This is a genomic window from Microcystis sp. M179S2, assembly GCF_020245805.1.
GTDB lineage: Bacteria > Cyanobacteriota > Cyanobacteriia > Cyanobacteriales > Microcystaceae > Microcystis > Microcystis aeruginosa.
On sequence record NZ_JADBUE010000206.1, the window covers coordinates 1 to 11,043 of the forward strand.

At 42.1% G+C, this 11,043-nt stretch carries 11 protein-coding genes and 2 pseudogenes; 5 read left to right on the forward strand and 8 right to left on the reverse strand.

Annotated features, from left to right (window positions below):
- Together IM500_RS12710 and IM500_RS12715 are read right to left on the reverse strand one after the other, a co-directional pair.
- A pseudogene (locus tag IM500_RS12710) lies at positions 1 to 418 on the reverse strand (RNA-guided endonuclease TnpB family protein); the annotation flags it as partial.
- 357 nt (positions 419 to 775) lie between these two features.
- A complete protein-coding gene (locus IM500_RS12715) occupies positions 776 to 1,330 on the reverse strand; it encodes a hypothetical protein (RefSeq protein WP_190721230.1) in 555 nt (184 codons plus the stop codon).
- 159 nt (positions 1,331 to 1,489) lie between these two features.
- Here IM500_RS12715 and IM500_RS12720 point away from each other — a divergent pair, with 159 nt between their 5' ends.
- The 3 genes from IM500_RS12720 (at position 1,490) to IM500_RS12730 (ending at position 4,422) form a co-directional block, all read left to right on the forward strand.
- Positions 1,490 to 1,762 (forward strand): DUF1345 domain-containing protein, encoded by a 273-nt coding sequence (locus IM500_RS12720; protein ID WP_287738600.1) that lies wholly within the window; start codon positions 1,490 to 1,492, stop codon positions 1,760 to 1,762.
- A 34-nt stretch (positions 1,763 to 1,796) separates the two neighbouring features.
- Complete coding sequence (locus tag IM500_RS12725) at positions 1,797 to 2,570, forward strand: pyridoxal-dependent decarboxylase (RefSeq protein ID WP_242034601.1); 774 nt, start codon at positions 1,797 to 1,799, stop codon at positions 2,568 to 2,570.
- Positions 2,571 to 2,670: 100 nt separating this feature from the next.
- Complete coding sequence (locus IM500_RS12730) at positions 2,671 to 4,422, forward strand: mechanosensitive ion channel family protein (protein WP_287738594.1); 1,752 nt, start codon at positions 2,671 to 2,673, stop codon at positions 4,420 to 4,422.
- 160 nt (positions 4,423 to 4,582) lie between these two features.
- Here the strand turns inward: IM500_RS12730 and hpsU are convergent, their stop codons facing one another.
- The 3 genes from hpsU to IM500_RS12745 all read right to left on the reverse strand — a co-directional run bounded on the left by hpsU (position 4,583) and on the right by IM500_RS12745 (position 7,002).
- A complete protein-coding gene (hpsU, locus tag IM500_RS12735; protein ID WP_190721226.1) occupies positions 4,583 to 5,173 on the reverse strand; it encodes a hormogonium polysaccharide biosynthesis acetyltransferase HpsU in 591 nt (196 codons plus the stop codon).
- Between the two features lie 5 nt (positions 5,174 to 5,178).
- Positions 5,179 to 6,129 (reverse strand): glycosyltransferase family 2 protein, encoded by a 951-nt coding sequence (locus IM500_RS12740; protein WP_287738597.1) that lies wholly within the window; start codon positions 6,127 to 6,129, stop codon positions 5,179 to 5,181.
- A 207-nt stretch (positions 6,130 to 6,336) separates the two neighbouring features.
- The gene (locus tag IM500_RS12745) at positions 6,337 to 7,002 is read right to left on the reverse strand and encodes an urease accessory protein UreF (RefSeq protein WP_287733515.1); all 666 of its coding nucleotides are present in this window, start codon (positions 7,000 to 7,002) and stop codon (positions 6,337 to 6,339) included.
- 134 nt (positions 7,003 to 7,136) lie between these two features.
- Between IM500_RS12745 and IM500_RS12750 the strand changes: the two genes are divergently transcribed.
- Entirely contained in the window at positions 7,137 to 7,748 is a 612-nt protein-coding gene (locus IM500_RS12750; RefSeq protein ID WP_190721220.1) for a DUF8692 domain-containing protein, read from the forward strand.
- A 1-nt stretch (position 7,749) separates the two neighbouring features.
- Here IM500_RS12750 and IM500_RS12755 read toward each other — a convergent pair whose 3' ends face one another.
- Positions 7,750 to 8,253: a MogA/MoaB family molybdenum cofactor biosynthesis protein gene (locus IM500_RS12755; RefSeq protein ID WP_190721218.1), complete on the reverse strand. Its 504-nt coding sequence runs from the start codon at positions 8,251 to 8,253 to the stop codon at positions 7,750 to 7,752.
- Between the two features lie 232 nt (positions 8,254 to 8,485).
- Here IM500_RS12755 and IM500_RS12760 point away from each other — a divergent pair, with 232 nt between their 5' ends.
- Positions 8,486 to 9,349, forward strand: coding sequence for a helix-turn-helix domain-containing protein (locus IM500_RS12760; RefSeq protein WP_190721215.1), 864 nt, complete (start codon positions 8,486 to 8,488; stop codon positions 9,347 to 9,349).
- A gap of 201 nt (positions 9,350 to 9,550) precedes the next feature.
- Here the strand turns inward: IM500_RS12760 and IM500_RS12765 are convergent, their stop codons facing one another.
- On the reverse strand, positions 9,551 to 10,063 hold the full coding sequence (locus tag IM500_RS12765; protein WP_190721212.1) for a dihem cytochrome c family protein: 513 nt from the start codon (positions 10,061 to 10,063) through the stop codon (positions 9,551 to 9,553).
- Positions 10,064 to 10,468: 405 nt separating this feature from the next.
- Positions 10,469 to 10,871, reverse strand: a pseudogene (locus IM500_RS12770) (bluetail domain-containing putative surface protein); the annotation flags it as partial.
- Positions 10,872 to 11,043 lie beyond the last annotated feature (172 nt).

Here is an 11,043-nt window from a genome sequence, read left to right on the forward strand (position 1 = left end):
ATAAATCAAATTCTCCTGCTTTAAAACCGTCAGTAAATCTGATTTTACGTCGATCATCAGATAGTTTGTAGCCTGTTAGTTTATACTCAACCGAACGGCTATGCTTTTTGAACCGAGGAAACCCCTTTTTCCCTGGTATCTTAGCATGACAATTCTGGTAAAACTGATTAATTGATTGCCAGGCTCTATCAGCAGCCGATTGACGAGCTTGAGAGTTTAATTTATTAACCCATGGTGTCTCTTTATTGTTAGCTAGTACCGAGCAAAGTTTTTGGAGATCATTGCGGGTTGTCCCCTTATTGTCCATCCAATGACGAACACAAGAGTTACGCACAAACTGAGAAGTTTTGATAGCTTCATCAAGCCGGTGATATTGCTCTGGTGTCCCGTTTTTTAGCTTCGCTTCTACGACTAGCATTGATTAATCTTCGACCCTGAATAAATTAAGTATAACACAGTTTACCTACAAATGGTAGAATTAAAATCGTGCTTCGCAGTCAATATCCTGGTCGGATTTCATCCCCCGCAAAGGTTGATGTCTTGTCGAAAAATTTAGCGGGGGCATTCATCCGACATTTTAGGTAAGAAACTTTGAAAATATAGGATGCGTCTGATGACGCATCCAACCCTAAAAAGTGCTTTCAAAGTTAATCACAAGTTATAGAATCTTTCTGACGGGTAGAAACAAAAACCAAAAAATCAGATAAAGAGATATAGCGTTTCTCATAAAGATGAAGTGTAACCTAATGTAGTCGTGCAGAATAGAATGAGATGACTATTGAGGAGAAGACAGGTCGCGGAAAATCTGGCTGGCAATGGCTGCACTCCGGCGAATTTGTTCAATTTCGGAAAGACTTTGCCAATTTTCGGTTTCTATATTGGTTTCGCTCTGGCCATTACGCATAGTATAGGCGTAGGGACGAGCAAAAACCTGTAAATCTTCTGGAGACCATTGGGGAAAGAGATCGCTAAGACAAACAACAAGGCGATCAAGGTTGTCTAATTGACTATCAACTAGATTTTCAGCGCTTTCTACTAGACGATTTAAATGTTCGGCCGGCAATAAAGAGGCAAATTTATCAAAGATATTAGACCGGGGTGAAACGGAAACTGTCGGGAATTTTTGGTGTAAACTGTTAAAGAATCTATCAGCTTGTGCTTCGATCGCCGTCGCTTCCAGTCCTTCACACAGAGAAAAAGGCGTTTCTGTCAGGTCTAAGGGATCATGACTCTCAACAGCGGTTACATCCCAGGGATAGGTGACTTCTTCTTCGATCAGGATTGCCAGAAGTTCCGCGGTAATCTGTTCGGATAGGGATAAATGGCTCATAAATAACACTCCATATTTTAGCCTTTGTGGTGTTCAATGAGTAACTACATCTCGGTTTTGACAATTTCCGAAGCTATTAACAGACTCCTGGTGCAAGTCAGGCAGGAGGCACTCTTGCCATAGTAGCAATAATTAACCCTTTAAACAGGATTTAGTATTATTAGTGCTTGGTTAGCCAGACAAATGATCTACAGCCAAGAATATGCAGTGCGCTACTATCATGATGGTAAAGGCCTAGTTTTTCCCAATTGCGCTCGACCCAATTGGACGGAATTTCTCTATCAAGGTTTTTGTATGGCGGCTTGTTATCAAACCTCCGATACAAGTATTAATAGTACGGCGATGCGGCGACTGGTAGCAACCCAAGGGATGCTTTCCTATTTTTTATCCGTCTCGATTATTGCTATTATTTTTGGAATGATTGGTAATTGACTCTCAGCAAAAAAGATATTTTATTAAGGAAGTTATGGTTCATCAGAAAATTAATCTCGATCGCCTTAGTCCGGAAGAGGCACTAATTACCCCCACCTATGCTTCCCGCGCCCTGACTTCCGCTGTACCTAAATACGAGATTCCCGAGGGAGAAATGCCGCCGGCGGTGGCCTACAATTTAATCCGCGATGAACTCGCCCTTGATGGTAATTCTCGCCTGAATCTGGCTACTTTTGTCACCACTTGGATGGAACCGGAAGCCAAACAATTAATGGGGGAAACCTTCGATAAAAACATGATCGACAAGGATGAATACCCACAAACTGCCGAAATTGAACTGCGTTGTGTGAATATGATCGCTAGACTCTGGAATGCTCCCGAAAGCGAAGCGGCAACCGGTTGTTCTACCATTGGTTCCAGTGAAGCTGCGATGTTGGAAGGCATGGCTTTAAAATGGCAATGGCGCAAACGCCGACAAAAAGAGGGTAAACCCACCGACAAACCTAATTTAGTCATGGGCATTAATGTGCAGGTTTGTTGGCAAAAATTCTGTCGTTATTGGGAGGTAGAACCGCGTTTTGTGCCGATGGAAGGGAATCGTTTTCATCTCAAGGCGACCGAGGCAATTAAACTAATTAATGAGAATACGATCGGGGTAATTGCAATTATGGGTAGTACCTTTGATGGTAGTTATGAACCCGTCCAAGAAATTAATGAGGTTCTAGAAACATTGAACAGAGAAACCGGCTGGCAAGTTCCCCTGCACGTCGATGGTGCTAGTAGTTGCAAGAATAGCTTTCAGATGTGAAAATTTCCCTCCTGTCTCAACCTAGAAGAGCTGCATCTCATCGAGGACAGTAATGCCTAAATATTACCCGAATACACACAAAAAAATCTGACTTAATCCTATGCAATTTGTACCAGTTGTCGATATTAATCAAAGATATTTAATGCTAACTACACCATCTAAAGCTAGAGGATGGATGAAAAAAATTGGGCATACCTTGGTCATATTTTTTGTAGTTTTACTACTGACTCTAACGTCCCCTCTTTTGGGAATAGCTCAAAATCCGACACAACCGGAAAATAAAATTGACGGCTTTCCAGTTATGTTAGATGGAAAAACTCTCTTTTTTATCCGGCGTGGAGTTTCTTCATTTTCGGCGGAGGAGAGAGCTAACGCTATTACCCGGAGAATTGAAAGAATTGCTCAAAATGATTCTATTCCTGTTGAGAACCTGACAATTAAGCAGATTCCTGATGATAACTCACTTTATTTAAGTGTAGATCAAGAAGTAATTCTAACGGTGACGGAGCGAGATGCAAAAGCCTATCGTTCAACGCCGAAGGTTTTAGCTCAACAAGCTTTACAAAAAATTCAGGTTGCTATCGCTCAATATCGCCAAGATCGAAAACCCGAACAACTACTTAAGAACATCATTTATACGGTTATAGCCAGCTTTGCCTTCCTGATTATTAGCTTTGCAGTTATCAAAACTTCAGGGAAGCTATTTCCCTTTATTAGACGTTTGATTGAATCCTTGACACCGGGCATTCAAATCGGGAATGTTGAGATTGTATCTTCCTCTAATATAAGCTTTTTTTGGCTGCGAGTTCTTCGGATAATTCGCTTACTTGTTCTCTTTTTATTATTATTTAATTATGCAACATTTGTACTTCGTTTATTTCCCTGGACAAGAGTTTTTGGCGAGAGTATTTTAGGTTATTTTTATCAATCATTAGAACTGGTTTTATCGTCCATTGGCCAATATCTTCCCAATGCCTTTATTATTGCCATAATCATTTTTATAACCTACTACTTAATCGGGATAATCAAGCCCTTTTTTACAGCCATAGAAAGAGGAAATCTGGTTATTCCTGGTTTTTATACTGATTGGGCTAAACCTACTTACAATCTCCTATTAGTCATAATTATTGCCTTAGCAGCAATAGTTGCTTTTCCCTATTTGCCCGGTTTTGATTCCCCTGCTTTCCGCGGTGTTTCTGTTTTTCTTGGTCTTCTTTTATCCCTTGGTTCTACTTCGGCGATCGCCAATGTTATTGGGGGAATTATTCTTATCTATACCCGTGCCTTTCGCATCGGAGATCACATTCAAGTGGGAGAGGTAATTGGCGATCTAATTGAAAAAAACTTCCTAGTCATTCGCATTTGCACTCCCACTAATAAAATAATTACTATTCCTAACTCATCTTTATTAAGTAGTAATGTGATTAACTTTAGTATTTCCTCGCGGGAATTAAACAAAAATCTAATTATTCAGACAACGATTACCCTCGGGTACGATCTGCCTTGGCGAAAAGCCCACAAAACCTTAATTGAAGCTGCTCTAGAAACTGTGCATATTCTCAAAGAACCCGCACCTTTTGTCCTGCAAACTAGCCTAGATAATTTTTACATCAGTTATCAATTAAACGCTTACACTAACCAACCCAATTTGATGGTAATAATTTATTCAGAACTCCATCAAAATATTCAAGACAAGTGTAATGAAGCTGGGATTGAGATTCTCTCTCCCAGTTACACCTCCCTACGAGATGGAAATACAACAACCATTCCCGAAAATTATTTACCTTCCGATTATGTTGCGCCTCCCTTTCGTGTTCAATCTTCAGACAATCAAGAAAACAACACATTTTGACACCAAATCCGTTTTTAAGCGCTTACTGCTGGCGGATTATTAATATAATGTTAATTGAGCTTAGAAGGAGATAAATCGATGACGGCATCCTATGAGCAGGACTTTCGACTTTGGGATTTGAGTCTTCACCCCGACATTTGAGATAAAATGCCTCTTAAGCTTAACTACTATAAGAATTCATCTTTCTATCGTATTGAGGACGACAGGGACTGCCCCAAGCGACCTTTTGAGCGGGAATATCAGCAAATACGCTACTTCTTGCCCCAATAACAACATTAGAGCCAATTTTTACCCCCGGAGCCAAAAAACAATCGGCCGCGATCCATGTACCATTACCAATGAGGATGGGAGCGGTTTTTAAGCTGAAAGAGCGATCGCAGGGATCGTGACTGCCAGTGCAAAGATAACATTTTTGAGAAATCACACAATGACTGCCGATGGTAACGTTATCTAAACTATAAATCACCACATCATCGCCGATCCAAGTATAATCGCCGATCGCCACTTTCCAAGGATAAGTAACCCTTGCCGTCGGGCGAATTTTCACCCCAAGGCCGATTTTAGCCCCGAATAGTCGCAAAATAGCGCAGCGAAAGCTGTCCATTTGGTGCAAACTGAGGGGAAAAAGAATTCCCTGTACTAACCACCAAAGTAGGATAATCGGATGAGAACGACCGCGCTCAAACCAAGATTGATCGTAGGTACGCAGATCTAGCCACGCTTCCTCATCGGTGCGGATTTCTGGGGACATAGTACTTATTTAATCATTTCCGCGGGTTGAGGTTCCGAGGGTTTAATCGGGGGATTAGCCTGGGCATTAACGTTTAATTTACCGCCAAATTGCCGTAATTCGTACAATTTAACCCCAATTTGGTATTCGTACTGACTCAAAAGACGACCGTAGATATAACCAGCTTTGCCATCCAAGAAACCGAGACGGATAAAATAAAAGAGAATAAAGCGCAGCAGCGGTTTAAAGGGCAATTTTACCCAAATTTTCTTTAAAAAACGTTTCCTCTGCACCGCATCACCGAACAGGTGCGCTCCGATCGTGCCACTTTCGTCATTACCCGTGAGAATATTGTAATAAACTCGCGCCTCCCAGTTGGAATAACGATTATGTCTTTCTAACCAATGATAGATATCGCGGAAATCGATGTGCAGCATATCATTTTTCAGATATCCCACCTTGCCATCGAGGATAACGTGTTCGTGAACCTCGTTATCTCCCGTGTTGGGGATATCTTCCGTGTTTAAATTCTCGTATCTGCCCGACTTATGTTTAAATAAGCGCAGATTCCAGTCGGGATACTTGCCACCATAACGAATCCATTGTCCGAGGAAGAAGACGCGACGATTGAGATAATAACCGTTATAGTTGGGATCTTGGATCACGCTGGCAATTTCGTCCCATAGTTCGGGGGTGATTCTCTCATCACAATCGACGATTAATACCCATTCATTGCGAAAAGGCAGATTATCGAGGGACCAGTTTTTCTTTTTCGGCCAACGACCATTAAAATAAAATTGGACTACATTAGCCCCATAGTTTGTAGATATTTCGATCGAGCGATCGCTACTTTGGGAATCGACGACAAACACTTCATCAGCCCTAGCAACACTCTCTAAACAGGCGGGAAGGTTAGATTCCTCGTTTTTGGCGGGAATTAACACCGAAACGGGAATTTTTTCTGATTGACTAAACATTGGTACACTGTGGCTAGGTAGAGTGTTCGCATCTTTCCTTAAAACCCTTAGTTACTCAGAAAGCGAGAACTAGGACTTAAGATTTTTTTCAATCATACTATACCTTATTCGGTTTTTTACCTTATCCCTAGGCTTGAACCTAAGAGAGAGACTCCTAGAGACTTGGATATTCTCCCAGAAAATAGCGAAAAATTTGATCGCTAATTTCTAACTGCGAAATAGACGACTATACTGGGTTTCGTGGTTCATACTGGCAAAACTTAGCCCCCAACTCCAACTGCTCAGGTTTTCATCGGCTAAACTGATAATATCTGCTGTTGCTGTTAATAAACTGGGCTGTAAACCGATCAGAAGGGATTGTCCTAGGGTTTGTCCAAGGGGAATTAAACGCAATCCTGCATTGATTAAATTACTTGCCCAACTGTGTAAATAGCCTAAAACCGCTAATTCTTCGCCAATTTGCCAATGACTTGCCCCGATCGCAAAAGCGGTGGCATAATTAGCCTGTTCTGGTAGATTATCTCTGGCCGGTGCTAACTCCCGCAATAAGTTTAACAGCGATCGCCCCATTTGCCAGCTTTGCTGTCTTAATTCGGCCGTTTCCCGCGTTGCCGATAACCAATTATCCCAATAATTAAGTTTTGTAAAATCCTCTTGACAAAAACAACGATATACCCTTACCAAAACAGCCGTTTCTAAGCGAATCGAGCCTTGACAAAGCGATCGCTCTAACCAATCATTTAAGCTGGCACTATTGGAGATAATCCCCTTTTCGACGAGGGTTTCTAGCCCTTCGGAATAACTATAGGCCCCGACGGGTAAAATGGGACTAGCCAATTGTAATAAACACAAAAGTTCTTTTTGAGCGAGCATAGAAAACCGAGAAAATTGTCCTTAACACAATTAGGGAAATGCTTGGCGCTTCCGTATGTAGATCGAGCCTGTAGAAAGCGGCACTCTGTGAATTATACCGTGGTTAATAGCCACAATTATAAACTACTATACTTATGTCCTCACGAGAACAGCATTTTCTGAAAATAAATCTTGTCGTTCTCCTCTTGATTTTAGCTTTGATTGCTGGGTTTGATCGGGAAAAATTCCCCTCTAGTCTTTTATTTTATCCTCCCGCTACTCCCCCAACTCCGCTCGCTGGTTTATTAACCCATGCTTTTCAGTTTCTTTGTTGTTTACCCCCGATTGTTTGCCTTTTTAGTTATGCTTTATTGTCCCGCAAGACAAGTTTCAATAATTCTGACAATTTTTTACTTGTTTCCGGCATAATAACGGGACTTTTTGCCATCAATGAAATCTTCAGAATTCATATCATTCTCCTCTATTTTAATATTCCCAAATTCTTGACTATCTCCGTTTATGCCCTCGCAATTCTGATTTATGGTTTAGCATTTTGGCGGCGAATAATAAAAACTTATTACCAAATTTTAATCATCGCTTTAGCACTTTTAACTTTGGCAATCGCTATCGATTTTCTCCAGATTAAAAATCAAGGTTTTGCTAGTCTAAGTGAAGGAATTCCTAAACTGTTAAGTGCTGTGAATCTAGCTGGCTATTTTTGGGATGTATGTTTTCAAGAAATTTCCGCCCAGATCAAATCCCAATAAATTATCCATTCATCTGTTTAACCAGATGTAAGATTTCGGGAAGAATCAGTTTTTCTAGGGCTAATTTAACGGCATTAGTGGAACCGGGGAGAGAAAAGACTAATAAGTTTTGATAAACCCCAGCTATTGCCCTTGATGCCATGGCACGGGAGCCAATTTCCTGATAGCTGAGATAACGAAATAATTCGCCAAAACCGGGCAAAGTAATCCTTAATAAAGGTACTAAAGCATCATAGGTATTGTCTCTGGGAGCAATACCCGTACCCCCATTGAGAATTAAGACTTTTATCTGATTTTGATTACTAATCTCTGGTAAGATTGCTTGAATTTGTAAGGGTTGATCGGGGATAATTAAGTATAGGCCGATATCATGACCCGATCGAGTTAGTAACTCTTGAATTATTTGGCCACTCCTATCCGTCTCTTGGGTACGAGTATCGCTCACCGTGACTACGGCACAGGTAAGGTTAAGGGGGGCGGTGTCGGGATGGGGAATAAAGGTCATAATTAGCGATCAGCTGAGAGTTGGAGAAAAACCAGTATTGAGAACAAATGTATGCACTAAGTAGCCAGTGCAGTCAACCGAGAATAAAAAACTTAACTTTGGCAAGTATTGCCGATTTTTGCCAGTTTTTGGAACCTTTTCGCCGGTAATGATGACAAGGTGAAAGGAGCTTCTAGAGAACAGATTATCCCAAAATAACAAAATCGAGATTATCATCTAATTGGTATAGATTATGACTGGAATTATGAGTCAACTCAGTCCCCTACAAGCCGAACAAATCAAGGAAATCGGGACTTATTTACGTCAAAAACGGGAAGAAAGCGGCCTGAGCATAGACGATATCGCCGCCCTGACGATGATTAGATTACCAATGCTAGAAGCGTTGGAAACGGGGAATTGGCAGAAATTACCAGAATTAATTTATGTCAAGGGATTTATCAAACGCTACGGTGATGCTCTAAAAATTGATGGTAAAGCTTTAGCCGATCGCTTGTCTCCTAGTGCGGAACAATTAGCTCAAGAGGTAACTATCCCGAAAACACTGCCCACAAAAGTTACCCCTCTCCCCAAGGCTGAACCCGCTGCCCCAAAAGTGGAACCGGTGAAACCAGAAAAACCAGCCCCGGAAACTGGCTCCCAACCGGCTAAATCAACCTTTTTCGGGATGTATCTCTGGCTAGGCTTGCTGGCGGGCATATTTTGTGGTATTGGCTATCTTTTCCTCCGTCCCCCTCTCTCTAACCCCCCTGCCCTTACTCCCTCTCCTTCCCCCGTGGTTTCCCCCGCGCCGGTAGTCCCTCCCGCACCGGTAGCCTCTCCTTCCCCTTCTCCTCAGTCAAAAGTTCCCCTCTCAGCCGAAGTAACTATTGAACAGGCCGCTTGGGTAAGGGTAATTGCCGATGGCCAAAAAGTCCATGAAGGCAATCTCCAACCGGGTACTAAACAAACTTGGACAGCCCAAAAGAGTTTAAATATTCGATCGGGCAATGCTGGCGGTGTTAAAATCTCTCTTAACCAAAAACCTGCCCAATTAATGGGTAAAGCTGGCCAAATTGGCGAAATCACCTTAACTGCACCCCCTCTCAGTGATCAGTAAACAGTAATCAGTAATCAGTGAACTAAAAACTCACATCTGAAAACAAGGGCCGAATCTAAGACCTAATTGGTTAAGCTAAAAGCTTTGATGTGCTTAGTTTCTAACCTTCTTTTTAGGTAGGAGAATTGTCAGATTCTGTCTTTTGCCCCTTGCCTTCAGAAGCTGAAAACTGATAACTGATCACTGATAACTGATAACTGATTAGGCTGCATCATCCCAGATGGGGGTAAGGGTTTTATAATCGTAGCGGGAAGCGTTGGGATGACAGGTGACACAGGTGGTGTGACCGAGGGCAGTGGGTAAATTGACCCTAGGGTGCAAAACCTTTACATAGGTGGACTGTTCAATTAGGAGGGGAACAAAAGTAGTCTGGGTAAGAGGGCGGGAAGAATAACTGAGATAATCCCAGATAAGACGCTGAGTAATGCCAACAATTGGTTTTAAACGGATACCATAGTGAGAATTAGGATTTTCTAGGATTTTTTTCCAAGTTTGACTGGGTAGGATGCTGGGAGGAATGGCAATATGGCAAGTGGCACAATTTTCTAGATAGGTTTGCTGTCCAATTTGATAACGATTCAGCACTGTATCCGAGGAGGGAGATTGCGCGATCGCTGGTTGTTGAAGTAGCGAAGCCAGTAGAATACCCCCTAGAATACTGAGGAGAAAGAGGATCAGAAAAAAAATCGATTTCACTTGACCGCTGGAAGGCATGACTGGGATGACGAGTAATTGAACACAATTGTGACACTCTCGCCATCACAATGCCAAGCTGTGTGATGGGAGATTCTTGCTTCACAGAAACCTGCTTTTTGAGACGAATCTCAAGGAGTCTTACAGTCTCTCCACAAGCTTAAACTCCTGACTGCCCATCAGTATTTGGGTTCTTCTGGTTTATGTGTGGAAACGAGGTCTATACTGATATTTTCTAGTTTCTTCCGCCGCTCGACTGAGCGTCGCCGAACGTCAAAATAGCCCTAAAAGTCTTGCTTGATAGGTATTTCACGGTTTCATAAGCAAAAATTATAACACAAAGTCGAGAAGAGCCTCTTAACTTTTTTTGTATCAAAATTACTTGAACGGGAGCATTAAAAGGGGAGAATTAATCCCCCCATCAATTTAGACAAAGAAACTATTGACTGCAATAGTGCCGAGCGCTGGTAAAGTACCCGTTAACCCAGTGAGATTAATCACCAAATCATTAGCACCTTGGAAGCCTGCTGTACCGTCGTTGATAATTAGGTAAGTGGTAGTAGTATTAGCAACCCGCACTAAAGCAGCACTGTTCATCCCGAGAGCTTGATTTCCGGCTGTTGCGCCATTAGCATCGGTAAAGACGTTAGTAACAATGGTGTTAATATTGGTCGTGGTGCTATCTGTTGCCCGGGTAAAAGCGACCGGGGCATTAATGGCCCCACCAAATTGACAAGGCATTACCCGTGCCATTAAGATTACCAGTACCAGTGAGGACGAGATTTTCCACGTTGTCAGGAAGGGTATAGGAAATGGAAACTCGCAGTGAAACACCTCGTGAAACTTGGCTGCAACCGATTGTCGCTCTTCTGGGAGAAGGGGAATTCGCCGAGGCTTATGCTTTGGCTGCATACTTTCCTAATGGGACTTAGGCATTTTCGGGCAGCAAAAAAGGCTCAAACCATTACGGGACAAAGGGTTAACCTCGATTTATGATTTTC

Excerpts from the sequence above, each read along its gene's own strand:
- IM500_RS12715 (WP_190721230.1), bottom strand. The coding sequence starts at position 1,330 with ATGAGCCATTTATCCCTATCCGAACAGATTACCGCGGAACTTCTGGCA.
- IM500_RS12725 (WP_242034601.1), top strand. The coding sequence starts at position 1,797 with ATGGTTCATCAGAAAATTAATCTCGATCGCCTTAGTCCGGAAGAGGCA.
- IM500_RS12730 (WP_287738594.1), top strand. The coding sequence starts at position 2,671 with ATGCAATTTGTACCAGTTGTCGATATTAATCAAAGATATTTAATGCTA.
- hpsU (WP_190721226.1), bottom strand. The coding sequence starts at position 5,173 with ATGTCCCCAGAAATCCGCACCGATGAGGAAGCGTGGCTAGATCTGCGT.
- IM500_RS12740 (WP_287738597.1), bottom strand. The coding sequence starts at position 6,129 with ATGTTTAGTCAATCAGAAAAAATTCCCGTTTCGGTGTTAATTCCCGCC.
- IM500_RS12745 (WP_287733515.1), bottom strand. The coding sequence starts at position 7,002 with ATGCTCGCTCAAAAAGAACTTTTGTGTTTATTACAATTGGCTAGTCCC.
- IM500_RS12750 (WP_190721220.1), top strand. The coding sequence starts at position 7,137 with ATGTCCTCACGAGAACAGCATTTTCTGAAAATAAATCTTGTCGTTCTC.
- IM500_RS12755 (WP_190721218.1), bottom strand. The coding sequence starts at position 8,253 with ATGACCTTTATTCCCCATCCCGACACCGCCCCCCTTAACCTTACCTGT.
- IM500_RS12760 (WP_190721215.1), top strand. The coding sequence starts at position 8,486 with ATGACTGGAATTATGAGTCAACTCAGTCCCCTACAAGCCGAACAAATC.
- IM500_RS12765 (WP_190721212.1), bottom strand. The coding sequence starts at position 10,063 with ATGCCTTCCAGCGGTCAAGTGAAATCGATTTTTTTTCTGATCCTCTTT.